The organism is Paractinoplanes abujensis (assembly GCF_014204895.1).
Lineage (GTDB): Bacteria > Actinomycetota > Actinomycetes > Mycobacteriales > Micromonosporaceae > Actinoplanes > Actinoplanes abujensis.
Window position 1 is genome coordinate 4,888,414 of record NZ_JACHMF010000001.1, and the last position, 17,977, is coordinate 4,906,390.

Annotated in this window: 17 protein-coding genes; 3 read left to right on the forward strand and 14 right to left on the reverse strand. The window is 71.2% G+C overall.

Going from position 1 to position 17,977, the window contains the following annotated elements:
- Window positions 1–27: 27 nt before the first annotated feature.
- On the forward strand, window positions 28–885 hold the full coding sequence (locus tag BKA14_RS22030) for a sigma-70 family RNA polymerase sigma factor (RefSeq protein ID WP_184952784.1): 858 nt from the start codon (window positions 28–30) through the stop codon (window positions 883–885).
- A 55-nt stretch (window positions 886–940) separates the two neighbouring features.
- Here the strand turns inward: BKA14_RS22030 and BKA14_RS22035 are convergent, their stop codons facing one another.
- The 5 genes from BKA14_RS22035 to BKA14_RS22055 form a co-directional block, all read right to left on the reverse strand.
- On the reverse strand, window positions 941–2,764 hold the full coding sequence (locus BKA14_RS22035) for an AMP-dependent synthetase/ligase (RefSeq protein WP_184952785.1): 1,824 nt from the start codon (window positions 2,762–2,764) through the stop codon (window positions 941–943).
- Window positions 2,765–3,098: 334 nt separating this feature from the next.
- Window positions 3,099–4,001, reverse strand: coding sequence for an aminoglycoside phosphotransferase family protein (locus BKA14_RS22040; protein ID WP_184952786.1), 903 nt, complete (start codon window positions 3,999–4,001; stop codon window positions 3,099–3,101).
- Window positions 3,998–4,525 carry a MerR family transcriptional regulator gene (locus tag BKA14_RS45725; RefSeq protein WP_184952787.1) on the reverse strand — a complete coding sequence of 176 codons (528 nt, stop codon included), beginning with the start codon at window positions 4,523–4,525 and terminating at the stop codon, window positions 3,998–4,000. The genes BKA14_RS22040 and BKA14_RS45725 overlap by 4 nt, the downstream gene beginning before the upstream one ends.
- 163 nt (window positions 4,526–4,688) lie before the next feature.
- Window positions 4,689–5,450 (reverse strand): imidazole glycerol phosphate synthase subunit HisF, encoded by a 762-nt coding sequence (gene hisF / locus BKA14_RS22050; RefSeq protein ID WP_184952788.1) that lies wholly within the window; start codon window positions 5,448–5,450, stop codon window positions 4,689–4,691.
- On the reverse strand, window positions 5,447–6,322 hold the full coding sequence (locus BKA14_RS22055) for an EamA family transporter (RefSeq protein WP_184952789.1): 876 nt from the start codon (window positions 6,320–6,322) through the stop codon (window positions 5,447–5,449). Before BKA14_RS22055 ends, hisF begins: the two co-directional genes overlap by 4 nt.
- Window positions 6,323–6,393: 71 nt before the next feature.
- Here BKA14_RS22055 and BKA14_RS22060 point away from each other — a divergent pair, with 71 nt between their 5' ends.
- Window positions 6,394–7,308: a LysR family transcriptional regulator gene (locus BKA14_RS22060; RefSeq protein ID WP_184952790.1), complete on the forward strand. Its 915-nt coding sequence runs from the start codon at window positions 6,394–6,396 to the stop codon at window positions 7,306–7,308.
- Here the strand turns inward: BKA14_RS22060 and priA are convergent.
- The 7 genes from priA to hisD all read right to left on the reverse strand — a co-directional run bounded on the left by priA (window position 7,268) and on the right by hisD (window position 12,202).
- Window positions 7,268–7,993, reverse strand: a complete 726-nt coding sequence (priA, locus tag BKA14_RS22065; RefSeq protein ID WP_184952791.1) for a bifunctional 1-(5-phosphoribosyl)-5-((5-phosphoribosylamino)methylideneamino)imidazole-4-carboxamide isomerase/phosphoribosylanthranilate isomerase PriA — start codon at window positions 7,991–7,993, stop codon at window positions 7,268–7,270. The genes BKA14_RS22060 and priA overlap by 41 nt on opposite strands.
- 141 nt (window positions 7,994–8,134) lie before the next feature.
- The gene (locus tag BKA14_RS22070) at window positions 8,135–8,455 is read right to left on the reverse strand and encodes a hypothetical protein (protein ID WP_184952792.1); all 321 of its coding nucleotides are present in this window, start codon (window positions 8,453–8,455) and stop codon (window positions 8,135–8,137) included.
- Window positions 8,456–8,459: 4 nt separating this feature from the next.
- On the reverse strand, window positions 8,460–9,080 hold the full coding sequence (gene hisH, locus BKA14_RS22075) for an imidazole glycerol phosphate synthase subunit HisH (RefSeq protein ID WP_184952793.1): 621 nt from the start codon (window positions 9,078–9,080) through the stop codon (window positions 8,460–8,462).
- Window positions 9,080–9,226: a CG2302 family histidine operon protein gene (locus BKA14_RS22080; RefSeq protein ID WP_184952794.1), complete on the reverse strand. Its 147-nt coding sequence runs from the start codon at window positions 9,224–9,226 to the stop codon at window positions 9,080–9,082. Before BKA14_RS22080 ends, hisH begins: the two co-directional genes overlap by 1 nt.
- The gene (hisB, locus tag BKA14_RS22085) at window positions 9,226–9,837 is read right to left on the reverse strand and encodes an imidazoleglycerol-phosphate dehydratase HisB (RefSeq protein WP_184952795.1); all 612 of its coding nucleotides are present in this window, start codon (window positions 9,835–9,837) and stop codon (window positions 9,226–9,228) included. The genes BKA14_RS22080 and hisB overlap by 1 nt, the downstream gene beginning before the upstream one ends.
- The gene (locus tag BKA14_RS22090) at window positions 9,834–10,898 is read right to left on the reverse strand and encodes a histidinol-phosphate transaminase (protein WP_184952796.1); all 1,065 of its coding nucleotides are present in this window, start codon (window positions 10,896–10,898) and stop codon (window positions 9,834–9,836) included. Before BKA14_RS22090 ends, hisB begins: the two co-directional genes overlap by 4 nt.
- Window positions 10,895–12,202, reverse strand: coding sequence for a histidinol dehydrogenase (hisD, locus tag BKA14_RS22095; RefSeq protein WP_184952797.1), 1,308 nt, complete (start codon window positions 12,200–12,202; stop codon window positions 10,895–10,897). The genes BKA14_RS22090 and hisD overlap by 4 nt, the downstream gene beginning before the upstream one ends.
- A 139-nt stretch (window positions 12,203–12,341) precedes the next feature.
- Here hisD and BKA14_RS22100 point away from each other — a divergent pair, with 139 nt between their 5' ends.
- Window positions 12,342–13,049 carry an LON peptidase substrate-binding domain-containing protein gene (locus tag BKA14_RS22100; RefSeq protein ID WP_184952798.1) on the forward strand — a complete coding sequence of 236 codons (708 nt, stop codon included), beginning with the start codon at window positions 12,342–12,344 and terminating at the stop codon, window positions 13,047–13,049.
- A 457-nt stretch (window positions 13,050–13,506) separates the two neighbouring features.
- On the opposite strand, the gene BKA14_RS22105 is transcribed toward BKA14_RS22100, so the two are convergent.
- Both BKA14_RS22105 and dnaE read right to left on the reverse strand, forming a co-directional pair.
- Window positions 13,507–14,370, reverse strand: a complete 864-nt coding sequence (locus tag BKA14_RS22105) for a hypothetical protein (protein WP_184952799.1) — start codon at window positions 14,368–14,370, stop codon at window positions 13,507–13,509.
- 55 nt (window positions 14,371–14,425) lie between these two features.
- Window positions 14,426–17,959: a DNA polymerase III subunit alpha gene (gene dnaE / locus BKA14_RS22110; protein ID WP_184952800.1), complete on the reverse strand. Its 3,534-nt coding sequence runs from the start codon at window positions 17,957–17,959 to the stop codon at window positions 14,426–14,428.
- Window positions 17,960–17,977 lie beyond the last annotated feature (18 nt).

Genomic DNA, 17,977 nt, shown 5'->3' on the forward strand with positions numbered 1-17,977 from the left:
TGCTTCACAACGGGGGTGGGGGCGACGATGAACGAGCTCGACGTGCTGGCCGCCCGCTTCGAGCGGGACCGGGCCCACTTGCGCACCGTCGCTCAGCGCATCCTCGGCTCGGCCGACGAGGCGGACGACGCGGTGCAGGAGGCGTGGATGCGCCTGAGCCGCAGCGACACCGGCGACGTCGGCAACCTGACCGGCTGGCTGACCACTGTCGTCTCGCGGATCTGCCTCGACATGCTGCGCTCGCGGGCGTCGCGCCGGGAGGACCTGGCCGAGCTGCCGGAGGACCTGCCGGTCGCCACGCCCGGGCCGGAGCAACAGGCCGTCCAGTACGACGCCATCGGGCCCGCGCTGCTGCTGGTGCTCGACACGCTGGGGCCGAGCGAGCGGCTGGCGTTCGTGCTGCACGACACGTTCGCGGTGCCCTTCGGCGAGATCGCCACGATCGTCGGCTGCTCACCGGCGGCGGCCCGGCAACTGGCCAGCCGGGCGCGGCGGCGGGTGCAGGGGCAGACGGCCGTCGGCGCGCCCGACGTCGAGCGCCGCCGCGAGATCGTGGAGGCGTTCCTGGCCGCGGCGCAGGGCGGCGACTTCGAGCGGCTGCTCACGCTGCTCGACCCCGAGGTGGTGCTGCGGGCCGACGCGGCGTCGGTGCGCATGGGCGCGGCCGAGATCGTGAACGGCGCGGCCGGGGTGGCCGGGGTGTTCAACGGGCGGGCCCACGCGGCCACCGTCGCGCTCGTCGACGGCGTCCCCGGGCTGGTGTGGGCCTCCGACGGTCAGGTGCGGGTCGTCTTCCGGCTGGTGTTCGACGACGACGCGGGCCGGATCGCGGGCATCGAGCAGGTGGCCGACCCGTCGCGCATCGCCGGCGTGCGGATCGCCTGAAAGAGCGGAAGACCGGTTCCCCCGTACGGGGAAACCGGCCGCTTCTGTCATGTGCTCAGATCTGCGCGAGCGAGCCCGCGTACATCTTGTCGATCTGCTCGGCGAAGTTGGCCTCGACCGACCGCCGCTTGATCTTCATCGACGGCGTGATCTCGCCGGCCTCGATGCTGAGGTCGCGCGGGAGGATCGCGAACTTCTTGATCGTCTCCCAGCGGTTGAGCTTGGCGTTGAGCTCGGCCACGTAACCCTCGACCATCTTCTCGGTCTCGGGGGCGGCCACGATCTCCTCGTAGCTCTTGCCGGCCAGGGGTCCGTTAGCCGCCCAGCCCTTGATCGCGTCCTCGTCGAGCGAGATCAGCATGGTGACGAAGTTGCGGGCCTGGCCCACCACGACCGCCTGCGACGTGTACGGGCAGACCGCCTTGAACTGGCCCTCGATCGCGCTGGGGGCGATGTACTTGCCGCCCGACGTCTTGACCAGGTCCTTCTTGCGGTCGGTGATCTTGAGGAAGCCGTCCGCGTCGACCTCGCCGATGTCCCCGGTGCGCAGGAAGCCGTCCTCGGTGAAGGCCTCGGCCGTCTCCTGCGGCAGATCGTGGTAGCCCCGCATGACCGGCTTGCCGCGCAGCAGCACCTCGCCGTCCGCGTCGATCTTGCACTCGAGGTCACCCAGCGGCAGGCCCACCGTGCCGATCTTGAGCTTGTTGAGCCGGTTCACGAAGTTGGCCGCGCTGCTCTCGGTCAGGCCGTAACCCTCCATGATCGGCAGGTTGGCGGCCGCGAAGAACTCGGCGATCTCGCGGCTGAGCGGGGCCGACCCGCTGACCAGCACGCGCAGGCGGCCGCCGAGCCGGGTCTGCAGCTTCGAGAAGACCAGCTTCTCGGCCACGGAATACTTCAGCTTGAGCGCACCCGGCAGCGGCTTACCCGCCTGCTCGAGCGCGACCTTCTGCTTGCCGGTGGCCACCGCCCAGTGGAAGATCTTGACCTTGGCCCCGCTGCCGGCCAGCGCCGTGGTGACCGTCTTGTTGTAGACCTTCTCGAAGATGCGCGGGGCGGCGCACATCAGCGTCGGCTTGACCACCGAGAGCATGTCGACGAGCTTGTCGACGCGGCCGTCGACATAGGTCGGGACGCCCACGTGGATGATGCCGCAGAGCAGCGTCTTGCCGAACGAGTGCGACAGCGGCAGCCACAAATACTGCAGGTCGGTCGACTCGAACAGGCCGAGATCCTGCTGGGCGACACCCTCCCACGTCCAGCCCGCGTGCAGCAGCTGCACACCCTTGGGGCGGCCGGTGGTGCCGGAGGTGTAGATGAGGGTGGCCAGGTGCTCGGGGCCGATGCTCTCGACCACCTCGTCGATCAGGGTGGGGCGCTCCCGCAGGACGGCGGCGCCACGCACCTCGAGGTCGGCCAGCGTCATCTGCGGCGGGGTGGCACCGGCGTCGGCCGGGCCGTCGATGAGCACGACGTTCGTGACGTCGGTGTCGACCCCTGCGATCTTGAGCGCCTGCTTCGCGTTCTCGGCGATCAGCACCTTGGAACCGGAGTTGGCGACGATGTAGCTCGCGTCCTCGGGCTCAGTCGTCGGGTAGACCGTCGTGGTGGCCGCGCCGGCGCAGTTGATGCCCAGGTCGGCCAGGACCCACTCGAAGCGGGTGCCGGAGAGGATGGCCACCCTGTCCTCGAGGCCGACGCCGAGGTCGCGCAAGCCCGCCGCGATCGCCGAGGCCCGCTCGCCGACCTGCGCCCACGTGAACCAGACCATGCCCGTGTCGTCGGCATTCGGCACGGCGAACGCCTGGCCGTTGGGGGTGGCGGCGACACGCTTGAAGAACATGTCGGGGATCGACCGGTAGGGAACCTCAACTGCCATCGGCGCCGCCTTATGTCCAGATTTTGCGGGGGAGTTAACTTCGGAGTAACCAGAGGGTATTGGCACGGCGGCGGGAGGGCTAGTGCCGCCCCGGCACCGGCCGCGACCGGGAATACTGCGGTCAAGTCTATCGACCGCCGCTTCGTCCGGTCTCACGACGTGAAACGTGCCCGGCGGGCAGGGCGTCCATGATCGCGTACGGGGATTGGGGGGTTTTGACCGATACTGTGACCGGAGCCACTTCCCGCGTTTTCTCAGTACATTTTCAGTCAATGTAAGCGGCCACCCACGGTCGGTGGCGGTCCTGGGCAGGCTCGGTAATCAGGTTCGGAAATCAGGCTCGGTGATCGGTGAAGATCTCGTTCAGGTCGTGCAGCGTGTCAGGCGCCGGGCGGCCGGTCTCGTCGAGCGAGTTGGCGCAGGTGGACAGGCTCTTCCACAACGCCCACCCCCGTCCCCGCAGCCAGCTGTCCTCGTCGATGCCGAGCCGCCGCCGGAAGGCCTCGCGACCCGCTGAGGTCAGCAGCGTCCAGGCCACGGCGTAATCGCAGGACGGGTCGCCCACCCCGCACGTCCCGAAGTCGATGACCGCGCCCAGCTTCCCGTCCCGCAGCAGGAGGTTGCCCGGCGCCACGTCTCCGTGGAACCAGCGCACCGACCCGTCCCACGGCACCTCGAGCGCCTGTCCCCAGATCTCGCGGGCGAGCCCGACGTCGATGATCCCGTCCAGCACGGCCAGGGCATCCGTGGCCAGCCCGTCGAAGACCGTCAGCGGTCCGCCCCGGAACCAGTTGTGGGTGCCCGGCGCGGGCCCCTCCGCCGGGTCGATCTCTTGCAACGCGGCGAGGAACTCGGCCAGGTCGAGGGCGAACCGGACCGGGTCGGCGATCTCCGCGGCCCGCGCCCGCCTGCCGTCGAGCCACCGGTAGACCGACCACGGGAACGGATAGCCCTCCCCCGGCGCGCCCAGGGCCAGCGGCACCGGCACGGGCCGGGGCAGCCGGCCGGCGAAGAACGGCAGCCAGCGATGTTCTTTCTCCACGGCCTGGGCGTACTCGGCCGCGCTGGGCAGGCGCAAGGACATCTCGGAGCCGAGGTGGAAGGTGAGGTTGTCCCACCCGCCGTTGGCCACGGGCCGGACGGGCAGGCCGGCCCACTGCGGAAACTGACTGCCGACCAGCCGCCGGGCCTGATCCACTTCGACGGTGAGCCGCTGAGGTGCGGGGCCGAGGCTCATCGGGCCGGCTCCGCGATCCGGGCCCCGGCCGGTGAGGCGGCCGCGGCGGTGGCGGCCACCAACTCGGCCGCGACCGGGCCGCGCGGGAGGTCTTCGGGCGAGCGGGCCGCCTGCCCGGTGCGGGTGCGGGCGGCCGGCTGGGGCAGGCTCCACAGCTCGCGTTCCCGGCCGACGCCGCGTTCGCTCACCCCGATCCGGCGCAGCTCGTCCAGGTAGCCGGCCACCTCGGGCGACACGAACAGCCGATCACCGCCGGTCACCTGAGCAACCCTTTCCCTCGTACGGGCAATCTGCTCGATCGCGGCCGCGAACCCCTCCGGGCCGGCCGCCGGCAGCTCGCCGATGCGGGCCAGCGTCCTGATCCTCACGAGCTGGATGGCGTCGCCGGCGCCGTAGCGGTGGTAACCCGAGGCGTCCCGTTCGGGTTCGGGCAGCAGCCCCGGGCCGTGGTGGACGCGTACGGCTTTGATCGTCACGCCCGCGCACGAGGCGAGCCGGCCGATCGTGAGCAGTAGGGTCGCCATGGTCCGCATCGTGTCAGACCCACCGGGCCAGGCGCTCACCCGACGATCGATACGCGCCGTTGTCGTGCTCGCCCGGCGCGAACAGCGTGCCGCACCCGCGGTCGAGCCGGTCCACACAGGCCGCCGGCGCGTCCGGCCCGCAGGGTCAAGGTCAAGACCGGCTTCAGCGTACGGGCGTGCCGGTCGCTCGCAGCGAGTCCTTGACCTCACCGATGGTCAGCTCGCCGAAGTGGAACACGCTGGCCGCCAGCACCGCGTCGGCCCCGGCCGTGACCGCGGGCGGGAAGTGCTCGGCCTTGCCCGCACCACCGCTGGCGATGACCGGGATGTCGACGACCTTGCGGACCGCGGCGATCAGATCGAGGTCGAACCCGGCCTTGGTGCCGTCGGCGTCCATCGAGTTGAGCAGGATCTCGCCGGCCCCGAGGTCAGCGACCCGCGCAGCCCACTCGATCGCGTCGAGCCCCGCGCTGCGCCGCCCGCCGTGCGTGGTGACCTCCCACCCGCTGGGCTGCCCGGCGGAGCGCCGCACGTCGAGCGAGAGCACGAGCACCTGGTTGCCGAACCGGGACGCGATCTCCTCGATCAACGATGGCCGCGCGATGGCCGCCGTGTTGACCCCGACCTTGTCGGCGCCCGCCCGCAGCAGCACGTCGACGTTCTCGACCGAGCGCACGCCCCCGCCCACGGTCAGCGGGATGAAGACCGATTCCGCCGTACGCCGGACGACGTCGAGCATCGTGCCGCGAGCATCGGAGGACGCCGTCACGTCGAGGAAGGTCAGCTCGTCGGCGCCGGCCTCGTCGTAGGCCGCGGCCAGCTCGACCGGGTCGCCGGCGTCGCGCAGGTCGACGAAATTGACCCCCTTGACCACGCGCCCCGCATCCACGTCGAGGCAGGGGATCACGCGCACGGCAACCGTCATGCCTCTACCCTAACCAGCCTGGGAACTGGCTTTTTGGCCAGTCCCAGCAGGATGCCGCCGATCACCAGCACGCCCCCGGCGACGTCCACGGCGTGGATCCGCTCGCCCAGGAAGATCGCGGCCGAGGCCATGCCGAAGAACGGGACGAGCATCGAGAACGGCGCGACGGTCGAAGCCCCGTACGCGTTGAGCAGGTTGCCCCAGACCGCGAACCCGGCCAGCGTCGAGATCAGCCCGACGTAGAGCAGCGCCACCAGTGCGGACAGGTCGAACGAGCGCAGCGCGGCCAGGTCGGCCGACGGGCCGTCGATCAGCAGCGACAGCACGATCAGCGGGCCCGAGGCGACGGCGCTGACCCAGACCATGAAGCGCAAAGTGTCGGGCGGCGAGGCCTTGCGGGTGGCGACGTTGGACAGGCCCCAGCACGCGGCCGCCCCCACGACCAGCAGGAACGCCCCGAACGCGGCACCCATCCGGGTCGCCACCAGACCCACCCCGGCCACCGCGACGGCCAGCCCGGCCAGCTGCACCGGGCGCGGCCGCTCGCGCAGCAGCAGCACGGCGAAGACCACCGTGAAGACGGCCTGGCTCTGCAGCACCAGCGAGCTCAGCCCGGCCGGCATCCCGGCCGCCATGCCCGCGAACAGCAACGAGAACTTGGTGACGCCGAGGATCAGGCCGACCGCGATGATCCAGCGCCACGGCACCTGCGGCTTGCCGGCGAACAGCACGGCCGGGAAAGCGGCCAGGGTGAAACGCAACGCGTTGAACAGCAGCGGCGGGAAGTGATCGAGGCCCACGTCGATCATGACGAAGTTGAAGCCCCAGATCGCCATGACGGCGACGGCCAGCCCGATGTCGCGTGGTCTCATGGGCCTAGCTTGAGCCGTTCAACTGTTAAGCACTATCGAATACTGCTACATCCAAGTTGTAGCCTGGCTGCATGATTGACCTCGGGCGGCTGCGGGCCCTGCACGCCGTGGCCAGCTACAAGACGGTGCTGGCGGCGGGCGAGGCGCTGCACTGCACCCCGTCGGCGGTGTCGCAGCAGCTGGCCAAGCTCGAACGCGAGACGGGGGCCACACTCGTCGAGAAGGACGGTCGGCGGTTGCGGCTGACCGAGGCCGGCCAGGTGCTGGCCCGGCACGCCGAGAAGGTGCTGGCCACGGTCGACGAGGCCGAGGCGGCGCTGGCCGCGCACCGCGACACGGTCACCGGGCGGCTCACGGTGGCCGCCTTCGCCACGGCGTGCCGCGCCCTGCTGCCGTACGCGCTGCACCGCCTGGCCTCGGAACACCCGCAGCTGAGCACCGGCCTGGTCGAGGTCAACCCGCACGAGGGTCTCGAGGTGCTGCACCGCGGGCACGCCGACCTGGCCGTGCTCGACGACTGGCCCGAGGTGGCGCTGCGCTACCCCACCGGCGTCACGCACGTCGAGCTGGGCTGGGACGTGGCCGACCTGATCGTGCCGAGCGGCCACCGGTTCGGCGACACGGTGCCGCGCGCCAAGCTCACCGCTGAACGCTGGATCGCGGCCCCGGCGGGCGACGTCTGCCACCAGTGGCTGCTGCGGGCGGTCCCCGGCGTGCAGCCCGACTTCCACGTCGGTGAGTTCGAGACCCAGCTGACCCTGATCGCGGCCGGGCTGGGGGTCGCGGTGATCCCCCGGCTCGCCCGGTCCCGGGAGCTTCCCCCCGGCGTACGGGTTGTGAAGGTCACGCCCGAGCCGAAGCGCAGAGTCGTCGTCGCCTGGCGCGAGGCCTCCGCGGCCCGCCCGGCGATCGGGGCGGCCGTGGAGGCCCTGCGTCAGTCGTGGGTCAGGGCTGCGACAGGACGTCGAGCGCCTGACGCACCGTGAAAGCGCCCGCGTAGAGCGCCTTGCCCGCGATCACACCCTCGACGCCGACCGGCTCCAGCGTGGCCAGGGCGCGCAGGTCGTCCAGGGTGGACACGCCGCCGCTGGCGATCACCGGCTTGTCGGTGGCCGCGCACACCTCGCGCAGCAGGTCGAGGTTGGGGCCGCGCATCGTGCCGTCCTTGGTGATGTCGGTGACCACGTACCGCGACGCGCCCGCCTTGTCGAGCCGGGCCAGCACCTCGTACAGGTCGCCGCCGTCCCGAGTCCAGCCGCGGGCCGACAGGGTGCGGCCGCGCACGTCGAGACCGATCGCGACACGGTCGCCGTACTCCGCGACGACCCGGTCGCACCACTCCGGGTCCTCCAGCGCGGCGGTGCCGATGTTGACCCGCGCGCAGCCCGTGGCCAGGGCCCGGGTCAGCGACTCGTCGTCGCGGATGCCGCCGGACAGCTCGACCTTGACGTCGAGGCGGCCGACCACACCGGCCAGCAGTTCGGCGTTGGAGCCACGCCCGAAGGCGGCGTCCAGGTCGACCAGGTGCACCCACTCGGCGCCGTCGTTCTGCCAGGCCAGCGCGGCGTCGAGCGGATCGCCGTAGGCCGTCTCGGAGCCGGCGGCGCCCTGCACGAGGCGGACCGCCTGCCCGTCCGCGACGTCGACGGCGGGCAGCAGCTCAAGCGTCATGTTCTTCTCCAGAGGTTCGGCCGCCCGGTGCGGCCCGGGCTCCCCCGGCCGGAGGGCCGGGACGACGGTTTCGGCCGGCCACGCGGCCGGGTCTCAGCCGGCCACACGGCCGGGTTTTCAGCCGGCCACGCGGCCGGGTTTTCAGCCGGCCTTGCGGCCGAGGACGACGACCACGAGGGCCGGTGCGGCGAGGACGAGCACCGCGGTGAGCACGATCCGCAGCGGCATTTCGGGCACGAACAGCCAGACCGCGGCGATGGCCACCGCCGGCACGAGCACGATGCCGAGCCGCTCGCCCCGGCTGCGGCGATGCAACCGGCCGGCGTTGCGGGTCTGCGGCGTCAGCCGCTTGACCAGCGCACGCCGGCGCTGCCGCCGCGCCACCTTGCGGGCGCGCACGGCCTTCTCCTTCTCCAGCACCGCCAGACGCTGCTCGCGCCGCCGGGCACGCTCCTTCGACATGACGTCAGAGACCGGCAACCCAGTTGCGCAGCAGCGCGTAGCCCGCGTCCCCCGACTTCTCGGGGTGGAACTGGGCGGCGCTGAGCGGGCCGAGCTCGACGGCCGCCGCGAACGGCCGGTCGTGGCTGGCTGTGGTCACCTTCGCGCCGGCTCGGTGAAGCGCGTCGAGGTCATTGGCCGCGTAGGAGTGCACGAAGTAGAACCTGTCGTCTTCGGACATGTCGCGGAACAGCGTGGAGTCAGCGGGGATGTCCACCGTGCTCCAGCCCATGTGCGGAATGCGCTCGGCCGACAACTTGTCGACCACTCCGGGCAGCAGACCCAGCCCCTTGCTCTCGACGCCGTGCTCGACCCCGGCCTCGAACAGGATCTGCATGCCGACGCAGATGCCGAGCACCGGGCGGCCCGCGGCGACCCGCTCGGCGATCATCGGCCCGGCCCCGACCTCCTCGATGCCGGCCATGCACGCCGCGTAAGCCCCGACACCGGGCACGACCAGCCCGTCGGCCTCGGCGGCGGCGGTCAGATCGCTGGTCACGGTGACGTCCGCACCCGTACGGGCGACGGCCCGCTCGGCGGACCGCAGATTGCCCGACCCGTAGTCGAGCACCACCACGCTCGTCATCAGACCGACCACAGGATGCCGCCGGCCGTGGCCAGGGCGGCGAGCACCCCGACCAGGCCGATGCTGAACTTCGTGGCGCCCGACCGGACCAGCTGGATCACGCCACCGACCAGGAAGCCCGCGACCAGGAACAGGACGATCGCCATCACAGCACGCCCTTGGTCGACGGCAGCTGGCCGGCGTTGCGCGGGTCGATCTCGACGGCCTCGCGCAGCGCCCGCGAGAACGCCTTGAACTGGGTCTCGACGACGTGGTGGGCGTCGGGCTTGCCGCCGTCACGGGCCGCGCGGAGCACGCTCACGTGCAGCGTGAGTTTGGCCGCGTGACCGAACGACTCGAAGATGTGCCGGGTCATGCTGGTCGGGTACACCGGGCCGATGTACGGCGCGAGTTCGGGCTCGTCGTGCACGATGTACGGCCGGCCGGACAGGTCGACGGCGGCCCGCACGAGCACCTCGTCCATCGGGATGGTGGCCGAGCCGTAGCGCCGGATGCCCGCCTTGTCACCGAGCGCGCGCGAGAAGGCCTCGCCGAGCGTGATCGCGGTGTCCTCCATGGTGTGGTGCGCGTCGATCTCGAGGTCGCCCTCGGTGCGCACCGTGAGGTCGAAGCCGCCGTGCCGGGCGAGCTGGTTGAGCATGTGGTCGTAGAAGCCGACGCCGGTGCTCAGGTCGCCCTTACCGGTGCCGTCGAGGTCGATCTCGACGAGCACCTTGGTCTCGTTGGTGACGCGCTCGATGCGCGCGGTGCGGCTCACTTCAAGGCCTCCAAGAATGCATCGGTCTCAGCCGGGGTTCCCGCGGTCACGCGCAGCCAGCCCGGCAGGCCGACGTCGCGGATGAGCACACCGCGGTCGAGCAGCCGCTGCCAAGCGATTTTCTGATCGCCACCCACCTCGAACAGCACGAAGTTGGCGTCGCTGTCGGCCACCTTGACGCCGCGATCGCGGAGCGTGGTGACGATGCGGTCACGCTGCTGCTTGATCGCCTCGACGGTGGCCAGCAGAGCGTCGCGCTGGGCCAGGGCGGCCCGCGCGGCGGCCTGCGTGAGGGCGGACAGGTGATAGGGCAGCCGCACCAGCTGCACGGCGTCGACCACGGCGGGGTCGGCGGCGAGATAGCCCAACCGGCCCCCGGCGAAGCCGAACGCCTTGCTCATCGTGCGGGTGACCACCAGGCGCGGGTGGCCCGGCAGCACGGTCAGCGCGCTCGGGGTGCCGGGGCGGGCGAACTCCGCATACGCCTCGTCGACGATCACCATGCCGCGCGCCGCTTCCAGCACGGCCGCGACCACCTCGGGGTCGAGCGCCGTGCCGGTCGGATTGTTCGGCGAGCACAGGAAGATCAGATCGGGATCGTGCTCCTCGATCTGGGCCACCGCGGCCGCCGGGGTCAGCCCGAAGTCGGGGTCGCGCAGCGCGCCCACCCACCGGCTGCCCGTGCCCTGGGCCAGCAGCGGGTGCATCGAATAGGACGGGCCGAAGCCGAGCGCTGTGCGGCCGGGGCCCGCGAACGCCTGCAACAGCTGCTGCTGGATCTCGTTGGAGCCGTTCGCGGCCCAGGTGTTGGCCCCGGTCAGCCCGTGCCCGAGATACCCGGCGAGGTCGGCCCGCAGCGCCACCGCGTCCCGGTCGGGATAGCGGTTGAGCTCGTGCAGCTCGGCCTGCACGGCCTTCGCGATCGCGTCGACCACCGCATCGGGCAGCGGATACGAATTCTCGTTGGTGTTGAGCCGGACCGCGACGTCGAGCTGCGGAGCCCCGTACGGGGTCTTGCCCCGCAGATCGTCACGGATCGGCAGGTCGTCGATGGTGGTCACGGGAACCTCGCCTTCACCGCGTCGCCGTGCGCGGGCAGATCCTCGGCGTTGGCCAGGGCGACCACGTGACCGGAGACGTCGCGCAGCGCCTCCTCGGTGTATTCGATGACGTGCACGCCCCGCAGGAACGACTGCACCGACAGGCCCGACGAGTGCCGCGCGCAGCCACCGGTGGGCAGCACGTGGTTGGAGCCGGCCGCGTAGTCGCCCAGCGACACCGGCGACCAGGCCCCGACGAAGATTGCGCCGGCGTTGCGGACCCGCAGGGCCCACTCGCGCGCGTTGCGGGTCTGGATCTCGAGGTGCTCCGCCGCGTAGGCGTCGACCACGCGCAGACCCTGCTCGAGGTCGTCGACCAGCACGATGCCGGACTGCTCGCCGGCCAGCGCGGTCTGCACCCGGGCGGCGTGTTTCGTGCTCGCCACCTGGCGCACCAGCTCGGTGTCGACCGCCGCGGCCAGCGCCTCGGAGTCGGTGACCAGCACACTCGCCGCGAGCGGGTCGTGCTCGGCCTGGCTGATCAGGTCGGCCGCCAGGTGCCGAGGGTCGGCCGAGTCGTCGGCCAGGATCGCGATCTCGGTCGGACCGGCCTCGGCGTCGATGCCGACGGCGCCGCGCAGCATGCGCTTGGCCGCGGTGACCCAGATGTTGCCCGGGCCGGTGATCACGTCGACCGGCTCGCAGCGGTCGGCCTCGTCGATGCCGTCGGAGCCGTAACCCAGCATGGCGATCGCCTGGGCGCCGCCGACCGCGTAGACCTCGGTCACACCGAGCAGCGCGCACGCCGCCAGCACCCGGGCGTCGGGCAGGCCGCCGTTCTCCTTCTGCGGCGGGCTGGCCACGACCAGCGACTCGACCCCGGCCTCCTGCGCGGGCACCACGTTCATGACCACGGTGGACGGATAGACCGCGAGGCCGCCGGGCACGTAGAGCCCGACGCGGCGCACCGGGATCCAGCGCTCGGTGACCGTGCCGCCGTCGACGACCTGGGTGGTCACGTCGGTGCGGCGCTGGTCGGCGTGCACCTTGCGGGCCCGCTCGATCACCACTTCGAGAGCCGCCCGCACCTCCGGCTCGAGCGTCTCGGCGGCGGCGGTGATCGCGGCCGCGGGCACCCGCAGCCGGTCGAGGGTCACGCCGTCGAACCGCTCGGTGGCCTCGCGGATCGCGGAGAAGCCATGCTGATGGACCGCCTCGACGACCGGGCGGATCTGCTCGACAGCCTGGGAGACGTCGAGCTGGGCACGGGGCAGCAGGCCGCGCGGGTCACGGGAGGAGCCGCGCAGGTCGATCCGATTCAGCACGTCGCCAATTCTAGGCGGAGGCCCCGACAGAACCGGCGCCGCCGCAGGCGGGCCCGAGGCGTGAGATGACGAACACCACTCGCGTGGCGACGCGGGCGCGACGGGTTGACCATGGAGGGGCTACCGATAGTCTGAATCGGTGAGCAATCGGTTGCCGGTGTTCCCGCTGGGTACGGTGCTCTTCCCCGGCCTGGTGCTGCCCCTGCACATCTTCGAGGAGCGCTACCGCACGCTCGTGCGCGAGCTGGTGGCCAGCCCCGAGGACGGGCCGCACGAGTTCGGGGTGGTGACGCTGCGCCGCGGAGCCGAGGCGCCCGGGCCCGAGGGAGCCGACGGCCCGGCCCCCGAGGCGGCCCCGATCGTGGTCGACGACCTCTACCCGACGGGCTGCACGGCCGAGTTGCGGCAGGTCACCGAGCTCGACGACGGCCGTTACGACATCATCACGGTCGGACGGCGGCGGTTCACGCTCAAGGACGTCCGCCAGGGTGACGAGCCTTACCTGACGGCCGACGTCGAGTGGCTGCCCGAGGAGTCCCCCGACGACCTGGCCGAGCTGCTGGCGCCGCGGGCCCTGGCCGCCTTCCGGGGCTACCTGGAGCTGCTGCGCCCCGACTCCGAGGTGCTCGACGCCGTCCCCGGCGACGCCACCGTGCTGTCCCACCTGATCGCGGCCACGGCCCAGCTCACCACCGACGAACGCCAGCTGCTGCTCTCCGCGCCCGACACCGCGACCCGGCTGCGCACCGAGCTCAAGCTGCTCAACCGCGAGTCGGGTCTGCTGGCCCGGGTGCGAGCGGTGCCGGTGCCGCTGAGCGACCTGGCCCGCCCGGCCAGCCCCAACTAGCCGGCCCGGCCGCCGGCCCCGCCCCGGCCGATGTGCACGTGCTGCGGATCGCCGGCACCGAGCCGGCAGCCCGACCGTGCTTGAGCCCCTTCCCGCCCGCGATCCGGCCCGTCCAACACCCACGCGACGCGCCCAGCCCGCCGGAGCCGAGAGCCGGCCCGACCCGCCCGACACCCACCCGACGCGCCCGGTCACGCCCGAGCCGAGGGCCGGCCCGACTTGCACGGCCAGCCCGACACCCACACGACGCGCCCAGCCCGCCGGAGCAGAGCCGGCTCGACCCGCCCGACACCCCCCCGACGCGCCCGGTCACGCCGAGCCAAGCCGCACGGCCAGCCCGACTCGCACGGCCAGCCCGACACCCACACGACGCGCCCGGTCACGCCGAGCCGAGAGCCGGCCCGACTCGCACGGCCAGCCCGGCACCCGCACGACGCGCCCGGAGTCGAGGCCGGCCCTACCCGCGTGGCTCGGCCGGCCGCTCAGCGTGCGGATAACCGTCGCCCGGGTTGCTGCCAGGCTGGTGAGGGCCGGCGCCGTAATAGCCGGGGCCGGCCGCGTCCGGGCCGGGATAGCCGGGCCCGGATTGGTCCGGGCCGGGATAACCGGCGTCCGGGTTGTTGGGGCCGTAGCCCGGCTTGGCGCCCGGCTGGTCGAGGTCGGGGTCGTTGGACCAGCCGGCCATCAGCGTCAGCACGATCGCCGCGGCGAAGGCGGGCACCAGCGTCGGTCCGAGCGAGTGCACCTCGGGCGGCGCCATGTAGGTCGCGCCCTGCTGGGCCGTTTCGATCCAGCTCTCGTAATCGGAGCGGCCGATCAGCTCACCCACCCGGGGAGCCACCAGCCAGCCCGCCCCGAGCGTGCCCAGCACCACGCTGAGCAGCAGGAAAGGCCCCCGGTCGCGACGCAGCAGGAACCAGGCGGCGATCGCCACGAGCAGACCGAACCCGAGGCCGAGCAGCGTGAACAAGCCGTCGGCGGCGACGAACTCCTCGGGCGACGGGTCGTTGATCACGACTCCGGATTGGCCGGCGTCGATCACCGGCACCGAGGGGGCCAGCGCGCGCCAGAGCAGGCCCAGCGGGCCACCGAGCACGACGATGACCAGGAAGCTCACGACGGCGACCGTGAGTGTGCGCTTCCAGGGCCGGTGCGACGACATCCCCGGGTTCCACGCCCGGCCGAAGAGACCCCGCTGCTCGACTGGCCCGGCCGGATGTGCGAGCTCGTAACCCGCGCCGTAGCCGTAGCCGACGGCACTGGTTTCGGGTGCCGGGCGCTCGCCGGGCTGGTGCGGCGCCGGTTCCTGACTCGCGTTCACCCTACGATCCTGCCAGGTGCCGGGGCCCGCCGTTCACCATGCCGGGTCACGAACGTCAGCCCACCGCGGACGGGCCGAGGATCATTTTGAGGTCGGCCCGCAGCGCCGGGGTCGGCGCGACCCGCACCGCGCCCAGCCGCAGCACCGTCGTGCGGCTGCCGTTCTGCAGGTGAACGTGCACCTCGGAGTCGCCCGGGTGGCTGGTCAGGATCTCCTTCAGCTCCGAGACCAGCGGCGGCGTGCACCGGGTGATCGGCATGGTCAGCGTGACCGGCTTGCTGTCGGGGTTGTGGCTGATGTCGGGCAGCGACATGTCCATCGCCATGATGCGCGGGGTGTCGTCGCGCCGGTCGACCCGGCCCTTGACCACCACGATCGCGTCCTCGGCGATGAACTGGCCGATCACCTCGTAGGTGTTCGGGAAGAACAGCGCCTCGACCCCGCCGGCCAGGTCTTCGAGGGTGGCCGAGGCCCAGGCCCGGCCCTGCTTGGTGATGCGGCGCTGCACGCCGGTGAGGATGCCGGCCAGCGTGACGACCTGGCCGTCGGGCACCGAGCCCTCCTCGTTGAGCGCGGCGATCGTGGTGTCGGCCGCGTTGTGCAGCAGCTGCTCGAGCCCGGCCAGGGGGTGGTCGCTGACGTAGAGGCCGAGCATTTCGCGCTCGAACGCCAGCTTGTCGCGCTTGTCCCACTCGGAGTCGCCGATCGGGGGCATGGCCACCGTGGCCGCGCTGCCGCCCTCGGTGTCGCCGAACGCCCCGAACAGGTCGAACTGGCCGGCCGCCTCGTTGCGCTTGACGTCGGCGTACGCGTCGATGGCCTCGGCGTGCACGGCGAGCAGGCCCTTGCGGCTGTGCCCCATCGAGTCGAACGCGCCCGCCTTGATCAGGGATTCAATCGTCTTCTTGTTGCAGGCGACGGCATCCACCTTGGACAAGAAGTCGTAGAAGTCCTGATACTCGCCCTTCTCGGTGCGGCAGCGGGCGATCGCCTCGACGACGTTGTTGCCGACGTTGCGCACCGCGGCCAGGCCGAACCGGATGTCCTTGCCGACCGGGGTGAACGGGCCCGCGGACTGGTTGACGTCGGGCGGGAGGACCTGGATGCCCATGCGCCGGCACTCGGCCAGATACATCGCCATCTTGTCCTTGTCGTCGCCGACGCTGGTCAGCAGACCACCCATGTATTCGGCCGGGTAGTGCGCCTTGAGATAGGCCGTCCAGTAGGAGACCAGCCCGTACGCCGCGGAGTGGGCCTTGTTGAACGCGTAGCCCGCGAAGGGGACCAGCACGTCCCACACCGCCTGGATGGCTTCCTTGGAGTATCCGTGGTCGAGGCAGCCCTGCTGGAACGGGCCGAACTCCTTGTCCAGGATCTCCTTTTTCTTCTTACCCATGGCGCGGCGCAGCAGGTCGGCCTGGCCGAGGCTGTAACCGGCGAGGATCTGCGCGGCGCGCTGCACCTGCTCCTGATAGACGATCAGCCCGTACGTCGGTTCGAGGATCTCGCGCAGCGGCTCCTCGAGCTCGGGGTGGATCGGCGTGATGTCCTGCAGCTTGTTCTTGCGCAGCGCGTAGTTGGTGTGCGACTCGACGCCCATCGGGCCCGGACGATACAGCGCCAGGACGGCCGAGATGTCCTCGAAGTTGTCGGGCTTCATCAGGCGCAGCAGCGACCGCATGGGGCCGCCGTCGAGCTGGAACACGCCGAGCGTGTCGCCGCGGGCCAGCAACTCGTACGCCGCCTTGTCGTCCAGCGGCAGCGCCAGCAGATCGAGGTCGAGGTCGTGGTTGAGCTTGATGTTCTTGACCGCGTCGTCGAGGATCGTCAGGTTGCGCAGGCCCAGGAAGTCCATCTTGAGCAGGCCGAGCGTCTCGCACGTGGGGTAGTCGAACTGCGTGATGATGACGCCGTCGGAGGCGCGCCGCATCAGCGGGATGTGGTCGATGATCGGCTCGGCCGACATGATGACGCCTGCGGCGTGCACCCCGGTCTGCCGGATCAGGCCCTCGATGCCGCGCGCGGTGTCGATCACCTTTTTGACGTCGGGATCGGTCTCGTAAAGCGTGCGGACCTCGCCGGCCTCGCTGTAGCGCTTGTGCTCCTTGTCGAAGATGCCGGAGAGCGGGATGCCCTTGCCCATGACGTCGGGCGGCAACGCCTTGGTGATCCGGTCGCCGACCGCGAACGGGTAGCCCAGCACACGGGCCGAGTCCTTGATCGCGGCCTTGGCCTTGATCGTGCCGAAGGTGGCGATCTGGGCGACCTTGTCGTCGCCCCAGCGGTCGGTCACGTATTTGATGACCTCACCCCGGCGGCGCTCGTCGAAGTCGATGTCGACATCGGGCATCGAGATGCGCTCGGGGTTGAGGAATCGCTCGAAGATCAGGCCGTGCGGCAGGGGGTCGAGGTCGGTGATGCCCATCGCGTACGCGATCAGGGAGCCCGCGGCCGAGCCGCGGCCGGGGCCGACCGCGATGCCGTTGCGCTTGGACCACTGGATGAAGTCGGCGACCACCAGGAAGTACGCCGGGAAGCCCATCGAGATGATCACGCCGAGTTCGTATTCCGCCTGCTTGACGTGGGTCTCGGGGATGCCGTCGGGGAACCGGTTGCGCAGGCCTTCGAACGCGACGTGCCGGAAGTACTCCTCTTCGGTGTAACCGTCGGGGATGGGGAACCGGGGCATGAGGTTCTTGAAGGTGAACATCCCCTCGGTGTCCACCTTCTCCGCCACGAGCAGCGTGTTGCGGCAGCCCTCCTGCCATGCCTCGGACGAGTCGACCGCGCGCATCTGGTCGGCCGATTTCACGAAGTAACCCGCGCCGTCGAAGCGGAACCGGTTGGGGTCGGCCACGTTGCTGCCGGTCTGCACGCACAGCAGCACGTCGTGGGCCGAGGCCTGTGCCTCGTGCGTGTAGTGGGAGTCGTTGGTGACCAGGGGCGGAATGCCCAGTTTCTGCCCGATCTCGAGCAGGCCGTCCCGGACCCGCTTCTCGATGGACAGGCCGTGGTCCATGATCTCGAGGAAGTAGTTGTCCTTGCCCAGGGCTTCCTGATAGCGCGCGGCCGACTTGAGCGCCTCGTCGAACTGGCCGAGCCGCAGGCGGGTCTGCACGGCGCCGGACGGGCAGCCGGTGGTGCCCATGATGCCCTCGGCGTGCTCGGCGATGATGTCGAAGTCCATGCGCGGGTACTTACCGAGCTGGCCCTCGATCGAGGCGCGCGAGTTGAGCCGGAACAGGTTCTTCAGGCCGACCGCGTTGCGGGCCCACATGGTCATGTGGGTGTAGGCGCCGTTACCCGAGACGTCGTCGCTCTTCTGCTCGGGACGGCCCCATTTGACGCGGCTCTTGTTGTCCCGCGAGTCGGGCGCGACATACGCCTCGACGCCGATCACCGGGATCACCCCGGCCGACGTGGCCTGGGTGTAGAAGTCGTAGGCCCCGTGCATGTTGCCGTGGTCGGTGATCGCCGCGGCCGGCATGCCCAGCCGCTTGGCCTCGGCCAGCAACTCTTTGACCCGGGCCGCCCCGTCGAGCATCGAATACTCGGTGTGCACGTGGAGATGCACGAACGAGTCAGACACCCCGGGCCCCCTTAAGTT